Source organism: Pandoraea eparura (assembly GCF_902459725.1).
GTDB lineage: Bacteria > Pseudomonadota > Gammaproteobacteria > Burkholderiales > Burkholderiaceae > Pandoraea > Pandoraea eparura.
Genome location: NZ_CABPSH010000016.1, coordinates 1 through 15,600, shown reverse-complemented (window position 1 = coordinate 15,600; position 15,600 = coordinate 1). Strand labels below are relative to the sequence as shown.

The following is a 15,600-nucleotide window of genomic DNA, read 5'->3' as shown; positions in this document are numbered from 1 at the left end:
CCCCCCGTCGTATGCACCGTCTCACCGCACCGCTGGCCATCGTCATTGCCGCCGCAACGCTCGCGGGATGCGCCGTGGTTCCCACCGGCCCGAGCCTCATGGCCCTGCCCGGCACAGGCAAATCGTTCGATCAGTTCCGTCGCGATGATTTCAACTGCCGCCAATACGCCTCCGGCCAAAACGGCGGACTCGATACCGCCACCGCCGCCAACAACAGCGCGATCGGCAGCGCGGTCCTGGGCACGGCCATCGGCGCGGCCGCCGGGGCAGCCTTCGGCGGAAGCTCGGGAGCCGCCATCGGCGCCGGCGCGGGCCTGCTCACCGGCAGCGCCGTCGGCATGGGCAATGCGCAATCGTCTGCATACGTCACGCAAAGCCGCTATGATCAGGCCTACGTTCAGTGCATGTATGCGTCAGGCAATCGTGTCCCCGTTCGCGGCGACATGATGATGCCGACCCAATCGGTGCCGCCGGTGCAGCGCTATGCCCCACCGCCGCCACCGCCCCCGGGCTGGAAGCCGCCGCCCGGCAGCTACTGATTCCACAACAATATGACGTGCCACCGACGTCGCCCCAAAATGCGGCGTCGGCGACACTGCGTCGCTTCGCCCGAGACACCTGATGACCCAAGATTCCACCGGCCAACGTACGCTCAACACGCCCTTGCTGCACCCCTCCCTCGGGACAAAACTGCCCGCCATCCTCGCCACCCTCTGTGCCACCTTCATGCTGACGACACTTGCTCACGCACAGGGCACCCCCGCTGCTCCCAATCCGGGCAATGCAACGACAGCGGCCGGCGGCAATGGCGCCACGGGATCGGGCGTCTTCAATCCGAGCGCCGACATCTCGCGCGCCATCGCTCACGACACCGCCGACACCGCCATCCAGAACAACTGGAACACCATCATGCATCCGCCCGTGCAGGCCAAACCCCAAGAGAAACCGGCGGAGACGCCGCGCCGCGGCCGTCGCGGCATCACCCCCGCCATCTCGACCAACTGACACCACGGCCACCGCGCCCACCGCGCCCACCGCATCGTGCGCTTGCCAGCGATCGCCCCTCGCCATCGCGTCGGGTGACGCTCGGGAGCGCCCGGCCAAACTGGTATTCGCCGGATAGCGCGTCTACTATGAGAATCATCAGCAGGATTCAACCTGTGGTGTTCTCATGCGACTCTTCCTTGCCCTGTGGCCCGGGCCGGGTGTACGCGCGCAGCTTCATGAGTGGGCCGTTTCAGCTCACGCGGAATGCGGCGGACGTGTGCTGCGCGCCCAAACGCTGCACCTGACGCTGGCCTTTCTCGACGAAGTCGATCCCGCCCGTCTGCCCGTACTGCTCGCGCTCATGCATCGCACGCCGCTCACGCCGTTCACGCTCACTTTCGATCATCTGGGCTACTGGGCCGATCGCAAGATCGTCTGGGCCGGTGCGCCCACAGTGCCCGAGAGCCTCATCGCCACGCGCGACGCCTTGCTCTCGCAATGGCGTGCGACCGGTGTCCCGGTCGTGACGCAATCGTTCCGCCCGCATGTAACGCTGCTGCGTCATGCGCGCCGCGCACCGTCCGACCCGCATCCCCGTTCGCTCGTCTGGCATTGCGACGGGTACGTCCTCGTCCACTCGGTGCGCACGCCGCGGGGCCCACACTATCGCGTGCTCGCGGAACACCATGGCGGAACGTCCGACGGCTTTTCCACGACGCCGCCCGAGAAATCGGCGAAGCCTGCAACGCAATACGGTATAGTCGGATGACGATGTGCCGGCCGACCGGTTGGTGCATCGGTTTTTCGTCATTCGCAGGAGGCTCAAGTGCAAGTCGGATCGATCGTCAAATCCAATCACATCGCAGTGCCACAGGGTGCCATGGGCATCGTTACCCGCGTGCTTGGCGACATGGCGATGGTGTGCTGGTATTCCGGCCAGCCCGGTGCGTCGAAACAGCTCAACACCGAACCGTTCTTCATCGTCGACCTGATCGAGACGGGCGACGTCATGCCTGTCGGAGGCAGCCCCATCCTGCACTGAATCGTGCGCTGCGCCGAAGGGCGCTCAGAGATATAAACGCCGGCCCGTCGTTCGATGGGCCGGCGTTTCGCATTTCAGCCGCGAGCAACCGTAGTGTCAGACCGGCCCCGCGTGCTGGCGCATGAGCGCATCGAGCCGCGCCGCCATGCGCTCGCGCCGTCGACGCGACGTGCGATAGAGCAACACCGCCATCGCCAGCAAGACCACGCATGCGATCAGGAAGACGCCATACGGCAGCATGTCGCCATGCAACCGCATGCTGATCTGCGCGCGGGTGGACGCCGTACAGACGATCGTGCCGGCGCGCATGCCCGTGTAGTGCATTCCGCAAACCGCCACGGCCATCACCAGCGCCGCCAGCGTGCGCTGCAAACTCGTCTCGAGATGGAACGCCAGCCAGAGCGCCACACTCGCCGCCACGATGGCAATGACCACCGACAGGGCGACAATGGTCATGTTCCATTCGAAATACGCCTGCGTGCGCATGGCGTTCATGCCGAGGTAGTGCATGCCGGCCACGCCCAGTCCGCCCGCCACGCCACCGATCACGCATCGCACCGCATTGCGATAGGGCGCACGCGCAACGTACCAGAGCGCCGCGCCCGAGACCACCACGGCCAGCACCAGGCTGCCGAGCGTCGGCCACAGGGAATACGACACGGGGAACGGCATGCGCTGCGCGGCCATGCCGATGAAATGCATGCCCCAGATGCCAATGCCTCCCAACGCCAGGGCCGACACCACGAGGTAACCGACGCTGATGCGACCGTCGTCGTCACGAATGCGCGACGCGGCCACCAACGCGACATAGGCCCCCAGCGCCGAGATCACGAACGAGAGCAGAACAAGGAACTCACTGTACTGAAGGGGAACGACGCTACCTGGCTGCATGGGCGGATCCTGTGATTTCGCTGTCGCCGGGGTGCCGCAAGCGCTGACGAGCGAACGGTATTTGAGCCTGCACGACTACGCCCAGGGGACTGCGACGTGGCATCGAACACGTCGGGCGTCAGCGGCGATTCAATCTCGACGGCACGGCGACGTCAAGGGGTAAAAGCGTCTTGGGTTCGCCAAACGAAGATCATTTGCCGCACGTCGGCGAGGCATGGCGACACAGAGCCGTCTGAAACCCTTGTGGGACGCGTGATTCGCGCAACCTCGTCCGGTTTGATCGAGTGCCCCAAGCACCTCCTCACGATTTAGAGCCACTGTTCCAAACCCACGTCGCACACGATCGCCGTTCTTTGGCACCATCCGGGGATGACATTGACCCGGGTCGCTGCGGCCCGCTCATCCATCCAGGGAGACGCTTCACATGGCAGATGCCGCCACCGCAAACGCCGCCGCTGCGCCGCAAGGTGCGCCGTTGACCGGTGCGCGACTGGCGATCCTCACGATAGGTCTCGCACTGGGCACGTTCATGGAGGTGCTCGACACGTCCATCGCCAATGTTGCCGTGCCCACCATCGCGGGGAGCGTGGGGGTATCGAACAGTCAGGGCACGTGGGTCATCAGCTCGTACGCCGTGGCGGCGGCCATCGCGGTGCCGCTCACCGGATGGCTGGCCCGCCGCGTTGGCGAGGCGAAGCTCTTCGTGTCGTCGGTCGCGGCCTTTACGGTGGCGTCGATGCTGTGCGGCCTGGCGCCCAACATGGAGGCCCTTGTCTTCTTCCGGTTGCTGCAGGGTCTGGTGTCCGGCCCGATGGTGCCGCTCTCGCAAACCATTCTGCTGCGCAGCTTCCCCGAGAAGAAGCGCGGCCTCGCGCTCGGGCTGTGGGCCATGACCGTGATCGTCGCGCCCATCTTCGGCCCTGTCGTGGGCGGATGGATCACCGACAACTACACCTGGCCGTGGATCTTCTATATCAATGTGCCCGTCGGGATCTTTTCGGCCGCATCCTGCTTCGTCCTGCTGCGCGGGCATGAGACGAAGACCCAGCAGCTGCCCATCGACCTCATTGGACTGGCGCTGCTCGCCATCGGCGTGGGCTCGTTGCAGATGATGCTCGACCTCGGCAAGGACCACGACTGGTTCAACAGCAGCCTGATCGTCACGCTCGCGCTCGCCGCCGCGGTCTGCCTGTCGTTTCTCATCGTCTGGGAGCTGACGTCCGACAAACCCATCGTCGACCTCACGCTCTTCAAGGATCGCAACTTCGCGTTGGGCGTCGTGGTGATTGCCTTCGGCTTCATGACGTTCTTCGCCTCGGTGGTCATCTTCCCGCTGTGGCTGCAAACGGTGATGGACTACACGGCGGGCAAAGCCGGGTTGGCGACAGCCCCCGTGGGTCTGCTCGCGTTGCTGCTCTCGCCGATCATCGGCCAGAACCTGCACCGGTTGAACCTGCGCGCGGTGGCCTCGTTCGCGTTCTTCGTGTTCGCCGGGGTGTCGTTCTGGAATTCGTACTTCGCGTTGAATCTGTCGTTCGCGAAGGTCATCGAACCGCGGCTCGTCCAGGGCATCGGCATTGCATGCTTCTTCGTGCCGATGACGACCATCACGCTCTCGAGCATGTCCGATGAGCGCCTTGCGGCGGCCGCCGGCCTGTCGAACTTCTTCCGCACGCTCTCGGGGGCCATCGGCACCGCCGTGAGCACCACGATGTGGGAGGACCGGGCGATCTACCATCACGCGCGGCTCGTCGAACACATCACGCCCTACTCAGACAACACGACGCACTACCTGGACCAGTTGCGCCAGGGGCTGGGACTCGCGAACGGTACCGACTTCGGCATGCTCAACGACCTCGTCACGCGCCAATCCTTCATGCTGGCCACGAACGACATCTTCCATCTGTCGGGATACGTGTTCCTCGCCATGGCGGCGCTCGTCTGGCTGACCCGGCCCAAACGGGGCGCCCAAGCGGCGGTGGGGCACTGACGCCAGCCGCCTCCCCGACACGCGAACCGGCCCCAACCCACCCAAGGCGGCGATCGTTCCAGAAAAGCAACACTTCATCTCCGCTTCTCGGCTTCTGGCTGTCACTGCCGGACGTTAACATGCGGTATTGCGAACATTTGCCGACAGGGACTCCCGCATGCTGTTCGATCTGATCGCCCGCTACGGGCTCTGGCTGGTCTTTCTGAACATCTTCGGACAGGCTTTGGGGCTGCCGTTGCCGGCTTACCCCACGCTCATCGTCACGGCGTCGACGTCGCTCTTCCCGGCGCTGCTGATCGTCGCCCTCGCGGTCTTCTCGGCGCTGCTGGGCGATGCGCTGTGGTTTCTCGCGGGACGCCGCTACGGCCACCACATTCTGCGGCTGATGTGCCGCCTGTCGATTTCCCCCGATACATGCGTGAACCGCACGGAGGGTGCGATGAGCCGTCACGGGGTGCGCGTGCTGATGTTTGCCCGCTTCGTGCCGGGACTTTCGGCGCTGTCGGTGCCGATGGCCGGCGCGCTCGGGGTGTCGTGGCGCACATTCCTGATGTACGACGCGATCGGCGCGGTGCTCTGGTCCGGTCTCGCCGTGGCGCTCGGCGTGGGCTTCGCCTCGCACATCGTGGCCGTCCTCGATACCTTCGATACGCTCGGCCGCGGTGTGCTTTGGCTGATCGTGCTCGTCTTCGCGCTCTATCTGCTCAACCGGTGGCTCAACCGCTACCGTCTGTTGCGCTCGCTGCGCATGGCGCGCATCGGCGTTCAGACACTGGAGCGCTGGATGAAGGACGACGTCACGCCCGTCGTGATCGATGTGCGCTCGGCGGCGCTGCGGGCGGTCGATCCGTTCACGATTCCTGGTGCCATCGCCGTCGCCCCGAACGAAATCGCGGAAAAATTGCGAGACGTGCCGCGCGATCGCCGTATTGTGGTGTTTTGCGCGTGTCCGAACGAGGTGACGGCCGCGCGACTGGCCCAGCAACTGCGTCAACAGGGCTTCGCAGAAGTTCGTCCGCTGCTGGGTGGGCTCGACGCCTGGCGTGATGCCGGTTACACCGTCGACAAGATCGATGGCATGGAAATACTCTCTCCGGCGCATTGATCTTCAGCCGATTTCGCAATCCATTGCGCACCATTGAATGACGCGCACTTACCCGCAGGGAAGCGCGCGTTTACCGTTGGATCAAGCGTCGCTGAGGGTGTCCCGGAGCTGCAGAAGCAGCGTGCGCAAGGTCTTTTGTGCGGCATCTGACTGACCGGTGACCGCCTGGATCTGTGCGGGCACCTGACGCGCCTCGCGACGCAGATTCACCCCTCGCGGCGTGAGATCGATGAACACCTGACGCTCATCCACCTCGCCACGCCGACGCGTCAAAAGCCCCATGGATTCCAGTCGTTTCAGCAACGGCGTGAGGGTGCCGGAGTCGAGTCCGAGACGCGCGCCAAGCTGATTGACGGCGATGTCGTCCTGCTCCCAGAGCACGACCATCGTCAGGTATTGCGAATACGTCAGGCCCAGTCTGTCGAGCATCGGCTTATGGGCCTTTGTCATGGCAAGCGATGCCGAGTACAACGCGAAACCCAACTGATCTTCCAGACGCACGGGCGATTTTTGTGCGGCCTTTTTGTTCACTGCCATTCAGGGACGACTTTTCAATTCCGATTCAATTGCGCGCCATTCTATTTCACCGCGTGGAATGTGACCAGTCGCAATGACGGAGGGCTTCACGAGCGGCACATGACGTTTCGGCGGAGGGGTGCCCGCGCGGACGCAGCGAATGAAGCGACGACGATGGGATGAGCCGTTCGAGGGCAAGGCACTGGGCGGACGGTGCGTCACGCGTCGCCATCCATCGGCATCGCCGCCGGTAGCCGACTGCATTGGGGAAACCATCACGGCGATCCGTTCCAATGCGATTGCGACCTCAAAATTTACGTTTATCTGAGTAGCGCTCAGTAACTCACCGGGTCGGGCGCCGTCTCCGCCGTCTGCTGCTGCGAGAATGAGGGCATCGAAAAAATCGATGTCCACGCGACCGGCGTTCGATTCATGTGTTGAACCGACCGTCAACGACGCCAAAAATCATGTTATCTGAGCATCACTCAGTTTTTGTTGCGTAACTCCCCCGTCCAGCGGCGCGCTTTCAAAAATGAGCGTCGCTCGATACCATGAGACCCAATTCCGATCTCGACTGTCTTTTATCCGTGTCAGCAGTGTCTGCCTGGGCGAAATCGCCCGTCGTTGTGTGGGTGCGGCGTCAGTTCGCCCCGAACACCCTGCAAATCACGTTGCTGCTGGCTGGCATCGTCGGTTTGCTGGGGGCGTTGGCCACCGTGGCGTTTCGCGAAGCGCTCTCGGGACTGCAATTTCTCCTCGCCGGACACCGCAGCGGCATGGTCGAGCTGGCGCAGGGCCTGAACTGGTGGCAGCGCCTGCTGCTGCCGACCACTGGCGGCCTGATCGCCGGGCTGATCCTGCAATTCGCCACGTTGTGGGTGCCCAAGAAGGGCTCCGACGACTACATGGAAGCCATTGCCATCGGCACCGGCGTGCTGAGCCTTCGCCAGACGCTCGTCAAGAGCTTGTCGTCGCTGTGCTCGGTGGCTTCGGGCGCGTCGATCGGCCGGGAAGGGCCGATGGTGCAACTCGCCGCGATGTTCGCGTCGCTCGTCGGGCGCATGCTGGCATTCCCGCCCGAGCGCTTGCGCCTGCTCGTCGCGTGCGGGGCGACCGCCGGTATCACGTCGGCGTATAACGCACCGATCGCCGGCGCGCTGTTCATCTCCGAAATCGTCTACGGCTCGATTTCAACGGCAACGCTCGGCCCGCTGGTCGTCGCCTCGGTTATCGCCAACATCGTCATCCGTCAGTTCCTCGGCTACGAAGCGGTCTACCGGATGCCGCGCTTCGATTTCGTTTCCGGCTGGGAAGTCTTTTTCTACGTGGGCCTCGGCATTCTCGCCGGCGTGCTCGCGCCCCTGTTCCTGCGCCTGCTCGACACCGCCAAACATCGCTTCAGTGTGTTGCCCGCCCCCCTGTTCCTGCGCATGACGCTTGGCGGGTTCATCGTGGGCATCCTGTCGCTGAAAGTGCCGCACGTCTGGGGCAACGGCTACAGCGTGGTCAACTCGATCCTGCACACGCACTGGGCATGGCAAGCGCTCGCGATGGTGCTGGTGTTCAAGGTGCTGGCGACCGCATCCTCGGCAGGCTCCGGCGCCGTGGGTGGCGTGTTCACGCCGACGCTGTTCGTCGGGGCAGCCCTCGGCAGCCTTTATGGCATTGCGATGAATGCGCTCGCACCGGCCGCCGCCTCGGTGGCGAGCAGCTACGCCGTGGTCGGCATGGGGGCGTTCCTTGCGGCAACGACCTATGCGCCGCTGATGTCGATTCTGATGATTTTCGAGATGACGCTGAGTTATCAGGTCGTGCTGCCGCTGATGCTGGCGTGCGTGACGGCGTACATCACGGCGCACACGTTACGCGCGGATTCCGTCTACGCCAAATCGCTACGACGCAACCAGGCGGCGGGCCGGTGGCTGTCGATGACCGGCGAGGGCAGCGAGATGCGCCTGTCGTCGCTGGCAACGGACAACGACGCGCTCATCAGCGACGCCATGACCTCCGAAGCCATCGGCGAGCGCTTCATCGCCACCGGCTATCGCAATCTCGTGGTTCGCGCCGAGGATGGCCGTCTGCTGGGAACGCTCGACGCCGCGCGCTGGTGGCGTCGGCAGGCCACCGGCGAACCCGCTGTCTGGACGGAGGTGATCGTGCCGTGCAAAGCGCTCGACGGCGAGATGACGCTGGTCGGCGCGCTGCGCGCCGTCGGCAAGTTGCACATCGACTGGGTGCCCGTGGCGAACGAGGCAGGGGAATGGTTGGGCGTGGTCTCGCTGCCGGGCCTCATCGAGATCGTCACCGAAGAGCGGGGCGGCGAATGAAACGCCGCGCAGGCGCCAGTCCCGTCAAGCCGGCCGAACCGGCGACCGGCGCGAACGGCACGCCCTATTCGGCAGCCTTCGACGATGCCTATCACAGCACCAACGACGCGCTCGGTCGCGCGCGGCACGTCTTTCTGGGCGGCAACGATCTACCCACGCGCTGGCGAGGTCGCGACGCGTTCGTGATCGTCGAGACCGGCTTCGGCCTGGGCTTGAATTTCCTCGCAACATGGGCCGCCTGGCGCGACGATCCGCAACGGCCTGCTCGGCTGCACTTCGTGTCGGTCGAAAAGTCGCCGTTCCGGGCCCAGGACCTGAGGCAGATGCTCGAACCGATGCTCGTGCAGCCCGGCATGACTGAACTCGCGCCCCTGGTGCAGAAGCTGTGCGATGTCTGGCCGCCCCCGGTGGCGGGCTGGCACCGGCTGGAGCCGGCGTCCGGCGTGATCCTGAGTGTCGGTTTCGGCGACTTCTTCGATCTGATGCCGGCGCTGCGCGCGGGTGCGGACGCGTGCTATCTCGACGGCTTCACGCCCGCAAAAAACCCCGACCTGTGGACGCCCGCCGTCTTCAAAACCCTTGGTCGCCTGGCGCGCGACGGGGCGACGTTGGCAACCCCCGTCGCCACCGAGCCGGTGCAGCGCGATCTCATCGCCGCGGGTTTCCAGGTAACGCAGCGTGACGGATACGGCTGCGGGCAAGGCATGCTTGCGGGCGTTTATGCGCCGCCATACCGGATGCGGCGCTACGATCCGGCTGCCATGCCCGCGCCATGCTCGCGCGAGGCAATCGTCGTCGGCGCCGGAATGGCGGGGGCGGCGATGGTGCGCCGGCTTGTCGCGCGCGGCTGGCGTGTGCGCCTCTTCGAACGTGCGCAGGCGCCGGGGACAGCCGCGTCCGGCAACCCGGCGGGTGTCTTCCACCCGCAGCTCTCCGTCGACGACAACGTGCTGTCGCGGCTGACGCGCGCGGGTTTCCTGTATGCGCTCTCGCAATGGCGAACGCTGCCGGGCGGACTGCCCGGGCACACGGACGGATTGCTTCAGGTCGCCATGGACGACAACGAAGCGCGCGCCCTGCGGCAACTCCTGGCCGCGCACGCCTACCCGCAGACGTATGCAAAATGGGTCGACGTGGCACAGGCGTCTACGCTTGCGGGTGAAACACTCGCGCATGGCGGCATCTGGTATCCGGAGGGCGGCTGGCTGGCGCCTGCGATGTTGTGCCGGGCCGAATTGGTCGCCGCCGGGCCGTTGCTGGATGCGCGCTACGGCGTGAGCGTGGAACGGCTCGAACGCTGCGATGGCCATGATGGCCGCTGGGCGGCGCTCGATGAGACGGGCCGGGTGCTGGCCGAGGCCGATGCGGTCATCGTGACGGCCGCGGATCTCTCCCAGAAGCTGCTCGCACCGTACCTCGCCCCCGAATTCTTGCCCGTCAAACGGGTACGCGGACAGTTGACGTTCCTGCCGCCCGGCACATTGACCAACCTGCGCATACCGGTCTGCGGCGATGGCTACGTTGCCCCGTCACCGCCGGGAGGCACGGGGCCGATCACCGGCGCGACGTACGGCTTTGACGACCCGGTCGAGGCCGTGCGTGCCACCGATCACCAGGCCAACCTGCGCCGCCTGGCCGCGCTCCTGCCGGCCCATGCGGACATGCTTGGCGATGCGGGCCTGGCGAGCGAGCACGCCGCCGCCGAGCTGGGCGGTCGCACGGCGTTTCGCTCGATGGTGCCTGACCGTCTACCGATGGCGGGGCAACTGCCCGATATGGCTGCGCTCAACGCGCATCGGCAACGATTGGCCGGCGGCCACCTGCGAGATCTGCCGCGTCTGGACGGCCTGTACGCGAGTTTCGCGTTCGGCTCCCGAGGTCTGGTGTTCGCGTCGTTGTGCGCGGAACTGATCGCCAGTCAGATCGAGGGCGAGCCGTGGCCGATCGGCAGCGACCTCGCCGACGCCATCGACCCGGCGCGATACCTGATGCACTGGCTGCGCAAAGGCTGACGAGGCGCGTGCTCCACTGGGCACGCCGGCTTCGCGCGCCTGCCCACCGTCGTTCTCCGAAAGCACACGGGCACTCAATAAATCGAATCTGACCCTATAGCGATCGTCACCCCACCCCATGCGGGGGCGGCGCCCCTTTGGGGCTTGCCCCCGGACTTCCCGGCTGAACGCTCATACCTCCAAAAGTGGGCTCCCCCCATCGTTCGGCAGGGGGGTGAAATCGGTTTGTGCCAAGTCAATCCTTCTGCCATCGAGACGCCCGTTTGGAAGCGTCGGAAACCGAGTGTGGCAAAATGGGCCCAACCCTTCGGGTTCGTCGTGCATTTGTTCTTAATCTGCAACCCCGCGCACGACCTTCTTTCCTTTCCACCACTTGATGCGCCGTCAAGCGGCGCAAAGCGAGCATTAATGACGTCGGAACTGTCCCTCTTTCCGGGCTGGCCGCCGACGCCCGATCCCGTTTTCTTCGCCGGGCTGGCATTGGTTTTTGCCGGACTGGCGGGGGAAATCTGTTTCCGGAGACTGCGCCTGCCGCGCATCACCGGTTACGCCGTGGTCGGGCTGGTTGGCGGCACCCTGGGTCTTTCCTCAATGCTGGACGCGCAGACCAGCGCGGCCATCCGGCTGCTGATCGATCTGGCGCTGGGCCTGTTGCTGTTCGAACTGGGCAGCCGCCTGAACCTGAAATGGATGCGGGCCAACCCCTGGATCATCGTTACCAGTGGCCTGGAAGCCTCGCTCACGTTTGTCGCGGTCTATGCCGTGTTGTGGGTTTTCGGCGTGGCACCGCTGAGCGCGGTGCTGATCGCCTCCATCAGCATGGCAACTTCGCCGGCCGTCGTGATCCAGCTCAAGAACGAGCTGCGCGCCGAAGGTCAGGTGACGGAACGGTTGCTGGCCCTGGCGGCGCTCAACAGCGTGTATGCGGTCGTCGCGGTAAAGCTTGTCTACGGATGGATGCACCAGGCGTACCACTCGAGCGTCTGGGTCGTGCTGTTTCATCCGTTGTACCTGCTCATTGGCTCGATCGTGCTGGCGTTCGTGCTGGCCAAAGCCTGCAATCTGATCTTCCGCAAGTTCGGCAGCCAGGACCAGCACGCCTTCGTGATTCTCATTGGTTTGATCATGCTCATGGTTGCGTTGGTGCATATGCTCAAGCTACCCAACTCACTCACGCTCCTGCTCGCCGGGATCATTTTCCGGAATTTGGATGAGCGCCCGCAGCTCTGGCCCGCGTACTTCGGTACGGCCGGCTGGCTGCTCGCGGTGGTGCTGTTTGTGTTGACCTCGCTGGCATTCCGGTGGGAATACGTCGTGATTGGCGGTCTTGCCGCTGCGGCAATCATCGTGGTGCGCAGCATCGCCAAGGTGGTCGGCACGGTCGCCGTCGCCCATCAGGCGGGGATCAGTTACAAGCAGGCCGTTGCGCTCGGGTTGTCGTTGTGCCCGATGGCCAGTCTCGCGTTGGTACTCGTTGCCGACACGTATGACATCTACCCGCAGTTCGATCCGATGCTCAAGGCTGTGGTGATGTCCACGATTGTCGTGCTGCAACTGGTCGCGCCGCTCGTGGTCTATTGGGCATTGGCCCTTGTCGGTGAACGGAAAAATTAAGCCATGTCATTAGAAGCATTCATTCCCTCGAAGCCATGCACGTTCGGTGTGGAGCTGGAGATGCAGATCGTCAATCGCCACGATTACGACCTGACGAAGGCCGCCGCCGATCTGATGCGGCTCGTGGCCAAGGAGACACACCCCGGCGAGATCAAGCCGGAAATGACGGAAAGCATGATCGAGCTGTCGACCGACATCTGCCACCGCCATAGCGATGCGGTCACGCAACTGACCCGGGTTCGCGACGTGTTGGTGGCGGCGAGCGAGCAGCTCAACGTCGGCCTGTGCGGCGGCGGCACCCACGCCTTCCAGCGCTGGAGCGAGCGCACGATCTACGATTCCCCGCGCTTTCATTTTCTGTCCGAGCTGTACGGCTACCTTGCCAAGCAATTCACGGTCTTCGGCCAGCACGTGCATATCGGTTGTCCGGACCCGGACAGTGCGTTGTATCTGCTGCACGCGATGTCGCGCTATATCCCGCATTTCATTGCGCTGTCCGCGTCGTCGCCGTATGTGCAGGGCGTCGACACGGGCTTCCATTCTGCGCGTCTGAACTCGGTATTCGCCTTCCCGCTCTCGGGACGGGCGCCGTTCGTGCTCAAGTGGGAAGACTTCGAGACGTACTTCGACAAGATGGTGAAAACCGGAGTCGTCGAGAGCATGAAGGATTTCTACTGGGATATTCGCCCCAAACCGGGTTTTGGGACGATCGAAGTACGAGTGATGGATACCCCCCTATCGGTCGGTCGCGCGGCGGCTATCGCCTGTTACATCCAGTCTCTGGCCCGTTATCTGCTCGAGGAGCGTCCGTTTGCGCTGAGCGAGGACGATTACCTCGTCTACACGTTCAACCGCTTCGAGGCCTGCCGTTTCGGTCTGGAGGGGGCTTACGTCAATCCTCAGACAGGTGAGCGCACCACATTGGGGCAACATATCGCCCAGACGTTGGACGTCATCAAGCCGCACGCCGCAGCGCTGGAGGCCGAAGCCGCCTGCCACGAAATTCGCCAGCTTGTCGCTTCCGGCAAGAACGATGCCGTCTGGTTGCGCGATGTTCACGCGGACGCCAAGTCGCTCAACGAGATGGTTCGGCAGCAATGTTTGCGATGGGCCGCATGACCTGAGGCCTGTGCCAACGGCCCGAGATCGGCGCCGTTGGTTGCTCGACACGACCATCGTTATGCGGGGTCTCCTCGTTTTCAGTGCAATAAGTGACGGTACGAAAAGCTAGCACTGGCGCGGAGGTGGTGTTGGTAGATCGTTGATTTCATTGACTTTCCTGTTCACTTTCAAATCTGCGATTCGTGGCGTCAAACCGTGGTCGGTTTCATCCATTGGTGCCAGTTATCGATGCATTTGGCCGCGAAGGCAGGATTTGGTCAGCATAGCGGTCAACCGGGAAGCGAAACACACCCCGCAAGTTGATGCTCTCCAGCCTGGTGGGCGCAATCTTCCCGATCAGTTCCGGTGGAATGACCTGGCGGCGGTTCGACCAGCGATCCAGGACCGCCTGCATCTGTGAGGTATTCCACGCCATCACGATGTTGGCCATCAGGCTCAACGCATCGGCCACAGCCTGCATTTCATCGACACGTTTGGCCTGCGCCGGGCTGATCCGGCCGGTATAAATGGCGCGCTTGAGGGCGTTAACAGCCTCGCCCCGATTGAGCACCCGGCGCAACTCGTTCCTGAAAGCGTCCTTGACAAAGTAGTCAGCCAAAAACGCCGTACGCAGCAACCGCCCCAATTGCACGCCAGCCTCATAGATTGGATCGCCCTGGGCGGCAGAACCGAACCGCGCAAGAGCTGCCACCGCACTGGCATGTCCGCTCATGACCGAGGCTGCCAGGTGCACCAGACTATCCCAATGCTTTTCGATCAAAGCGACGTCGACATTGGCTTCGCACACCGCAGCGATTTCTGCGGGCACTTTGGTGCCGCGTGGCACAAAGAGGTGGCGCTGTTTGAGTTCCTTCAACCGCGGGCAAAGATCAAAACCAAGCAAACGGGCATGTGACATGGCAAAGTCGGTGTAGCCATGGGTATCCACAGCAAGCTGGCTGGTCTCCAGCTTTTCTTGGCGGATGACACCTTCAATGGCCACGCCCGCCTGGCGCTCATTGAGCACAAAGGGCTGCGCATGGAAGATGCCCCACCGGTCTTTTACATGGGAGTAGATTCCAATGGAAGGTGTGTTGCGCCGAGGATCAAGCCGGGCTTGCCACACCCGTTTGGTGGTCTCCATGGTCATCATGTCAGAAGATGCCAAATCGGACCGCCCCCAGGTGGCGGCAATCGGGTGTCGCTGCATGAATTCCAGCACAGCCTGGCAGGCCTGGCTCAGACGCCGTTCGTCCCGCGCCCAGCGCATGGCCTGGCGAATGCTGGTGGCAGACAATTGCGGAATCATGCGCGCGCATTCGACCGCAGTCAGACTGGTGCCGTGGGCCATGATGCCGGCATAGACCATCAGCAGCTCGTCGGTAGAGCGCGGCTCACGTCCGAGCATGATCCAGCTAAAGCGCACCTGGGCGTCAACGGCCAGAATCACTTCCGGCAATTGAACCTCACCGATGCGGTGATCCAAAGCCGCGCGCAGCTTGGTCACTTCTGGGTCTTCGTCCTCTGCGGGCAATGGCGACAAATGGAGTTCATCATCCACGCGCAGTACGCCACTGCGGGCTGCAGCGGCCACCGCATCGACACCGGCAGTTACTCTGGCCAGCAAAGGCTTCAAGAAAGTGGCAGCCTTGCTGGGTAACGATAGACGGGCATAGTGTTTCTTGGACTCTGCCTGCCAACGCTCGTCCGTGAAGAACAAGCGCGCACGACCCCGAAAGCTCAGGCTGTGCTCAATCCAGACCGAGCCATTGCGCACCGCGCGGCGCAGGGCAAACAGGGTGGCCACCTCCAACGCCTGAAACGCCCGTTCCCGGTCTGGGCTGGAGATCGAAACCTGCCAGATCATTCCCAGACTTGGTGCCACCACTTCAACTGGCAGCTTTCTGGATCCTTTGAGATATAAAGCTTGCAGCTTGGCAAGGTACTCGATGGCAGGATGCTCGCCGGTGGCCTGCCAGGGCAGCTTTGCAATGGCGACGAGCAACGACCGCACG

Annotated in this window: 13 protein-coding genes and 1 pseudogene; 10 read left to right on the top strand and 4 right to left on the bottom strand. The window is 63.7% G+C overall.

Annotated features, from left to right (window positions below; all coding sequences use genetic code 11):
* Positions 1 to 11: 11 nt before the first annotated feature.
* The 4 genes from PEP31012_RS21645 (at position 12) to PEP31012_RS21630 (ending at position 2,029) form a co-directional block, all read left to right on the top strand.
* A complete protein-coding gene (locus PEP31012_RS21645) occupies positions 12 to 539 on the top strand; it encodes a YMGG-like glycine zipper-containing protein (protein ID WP_246171424.1) in 528 nt (175 codons plus the stop codon).
* Positions 540 to 621: 82 nt separating this feature from the next.
* The gene (locus tag PEP31012_RS21640) at positions 622 to 1,005 is read left to right on the top strand and encodes a hypothetical protein (RefSeq protein ID WP_150591328.1); all 384 of its coding nucleotides are present in this window, start codon (positions 622 to 624) and stop codon (positions 1,003 to 1,005) included.
* 166 nt (positions 1,006 to 1,171) lie between these two features.
* Positions 1,172 to 1,756: an RNA 2',3'-cyclic phosphodiesterase gene (gene thpR, locus PEP31012_RS21635; protein ID WP_150591327.1), complete on the top strand. Its 585-nt coding sequence runs from the start codon at positions 1,172 to 1,174 to the stop codon at positions 1,754 to 1,756.
* Positions 1,757 to 1,813: 57 nt separating this feature from the next.
* Positions 1,814 to 2,029, top strand: a complete 216-nt coding sequence (locus PEP31012_RS21630) for a hypothetical protein (RefSeq protein ID WP_150591326.1) — start codon at positions 1,814 to 1,816, stop codon at positions 2,027 to 2,029.
* Positions 2,030 to 2,125: 96 nt separating this feature from the next.
* Here the strand turns inward: PEP31012_RS21630 and PEP31012_RS21625 are convergent, their stop codons facing one another.
* Complete coding sequence (locus PEP31012_RS21625; RefSeq protein WP_150591325.1) at positions 2,126 to 2,920, bottom strand: MHYT domain-containing protein; 795 nt, start codon at positions 2,918 to 2,920, stop codon at positions 2,126 to 2,128.
* 424 nt (positions 2,921 to 3,344) lie between these two features.
* Between PEP31012_RS21625 and PEP31012_RS21620 the strand changes: the two genes are divergently transcribed.
* Together PEP31012_RS21620 and PEP31012_RS21615 are read left to right on the top strand one after the other, a co-directional pair.
* On the top strand, positions 3,345 to 4,910 hold the full coding sequence (locus tag PEP31012_RS21620; RefSeq protein ID WP_150591324.1) for a DHA2 family efflux MFS transporter permease subunit: 1,566 nt from the start codon (positions 3,345 to 3,347) through the stop codon (positions 4,908 to 4,910).
* 157 nt (positions 4,911 to 5,067) lie between these two features.
* Positions 5,068 to 6,015, top strand: coding sequence for a DedA family protein/thiosulfate sulfurtransferase GlpE (locus tag PEP31012_RS21615; RefSeq protein WP_150591323.1), 948 nt, complete (start codon positions 5,068 to 5,070; stop codon positions 6,013 to 6,015).
* 81 nt (positions 6,016 to 6,096) lie between these two features.
* Here PEP31012_RS21615 and PEP31012_RS21610 read toward each other — a convergent pair whose 3' ends face one another.
* The gene (locus PEP31012_RS21610) at positions 6,097 to 6,552 is read right to left on the bottom strand and encodes a MarR family winged helix-turn-helix transcriptional regulator (RefSeq protein ID WP_150591322.1); all 456 of its coding nucleotides are present in this window, start codon (positions 6,550 to 6,552) and stop codon (positions 6,097 to 6,099) included.
* The gene (locus PEP31012_RS21605; RefSeq protein ID WP_150591321.1) at positions 6,553 to 6,945 is read right to left on the bottom strand and encodes a hypothetical protein; all 393 of its coding nucleotides are present in this window, start codon (positions 6,943 to 6,945) and stop codon (positions 6,553 to 6,555) included. It abuts the gene before it with no gap.
* A gap of 137 nt (positions 6,946 to 7,082) precedes the next feature.
* On the opposite strand from PEP31012_RS21605, the gene PEP31012_RS21600 reads away from it, so the two are divergent.
* The 4 genes from PEP31012_RS21600 (at position 7,083) to PEP31012_RS21585 (ending at position 13,603) form a co-directional block, all read left to right on the top strand.
* Positions 7,083 to 8,858 carry a ClcB-like voltage-gated chloride channel protein gene (locus PEP31012_RS21600; protein ID WP_425494985.1) on the top strand — a complete coding sequence of 592 codons (1,776 nt, stop codon included), beginning with the start codon at positions 7,083 to 7,085 and terminating at the stop codon, positions 8,856 to 8,858.
* Positions 8,855 to 10,870, top strand: a complete 2,016-nt coding sequence (gene mnmC / locus PEP31012_RS21595) for a bifunctional tRNA (5-methylaminomethyl-2-thiouridine)(34)-methyltransferase MnmC2/FAD-dependent 5-carboxymethylaminomethyl-2-thiouridine(34) oxidoreductase MnmC1 (protein ID WP_150591320.1) — start codon at positions 8,855 to 8,857, stop codon at positions 10,868 to 10,870. The genes PEP31012_RS21600 and mnmC overlap by 4 nt, the downstream gene beginning before the upstream one ends.
* Positions 10,871 to 11,278: 408 nt before the next feature.
* Positions 11,279 to 12,484 (top strand): cation:proton antiporter, encoded by a 1,206-nt coding sequence (locus PEP31012_RS21590; RefSeq protein WP_150591388.1) that lies wholly within the window; start codon positions 11,279 to 11,281, stop codon positions 12,482 to 12,484.
* A 3-nt stretch (positions 12,485 to 12,487) separates the two neighbouring features.
* Entirely contained in the window at positions 12,488 to 13,603 is a 1,116-nt protein-coding gene (locus PEP31012_RS21585; RefSeq protein WP_150591319.1) for a YbdK family carboxylate-amine ligase, read from the top strand.
* A gap of 208 nt (positions 13,604 to 13,811) precedes the next feature.
* On the opposite strand, the pseudogene PEP31012_RS21580 reads toward PEP31012_RS21585, so the two are convergent.
* A pseudogene (locus tag PEP31012_RS21580) lies at positions 13,812 to 15,600 on the bottom strand (Tn3-like element IS1071 family transposase); the annotation flags it as partial.

Excerpts from the sequence above, each read along its gene's own strand:
- PEP31012_RS21645 (WP_246171424.1), top strand. The coding sequence starts at position 12 with ATGCACCGTCTCACCGCACCGCTGGCCATCGTCATTGCCGCCGCAACG.
- PEP31012_RS21640 (WP_150591328.1), top strand. The coding sequence starts at position 622 with ATGACCCAAGATTCCACCGGCCAACGTACGCTCAACACGCCCTTGCTG.
- thpR (WP_150591327.1), top strand. The coding sequence starts at position 1,172 with ATGCGACTCTTCCTTGCCCTGTGGCCCGGGCCGGGTGTACGCGCGCAG.
- PEP31012_RS21625 (WP_150591325.1), bottom strand. The coding sequence starts at position 2,920 with ATGCAGCCAGGTAGCGTCGTTCCCCTTCAGTACAGTGAGTTCCTTGTT.
- PEP31012_RS21620 (WP_150591324.1), top strand. The coding sequence starts at position 3,345 with ATGGCAGATGCCGCCACCGCAAACGCCGCCGCTGCGCCGCAAGGTGCG.
- PEP31012_RS21615 (WP_150591323.1), top strand. The coding sequence starts at position 5,068 with ATGCTGTTCGATCTGATCGCCCGCTACGGGCTCTGGCTGGTCTTTCTG.
- PEP31012_RS21610 (WP_150591322.1), bottom strand. The coding sequence starts at position 6,552 with ATGGCAGTGAACAAAAAGGCCGCACAAAAATCGCCCGTGCGTCTGGAA.
- PEP31012_RS21600 (WP_425494985.1), top strand. The coding sequence starts at position 7,083 with ATGAGACCCAATTCCGATCTCGACTGTCTTTTATCCGTGTCAGCAGTG.
- mnmC (WP_150591320.1), top strand. The coding sequence starts at position 8,855 with ATGAAACGCCGCGCAGGCGCCAGTCCCGTCAAGCCGGCCGAACCGGCG.
- PEP31012_RS21590 (WP_150591388.1), top strand. The coding sequence starts at position 11,279 with ATGACGTCGGAACTGTCCCTCTTTCCGGGCTGGCCGCCGACGCCCGAT.
- PEP31012_RS21585 (WP_150591319.1), top strand. The coding sequence starts at position 12,488 with ATGTCATTAGAAGCATTCATTCCCTCGAAGCCATGCACGTTCGGTGTG.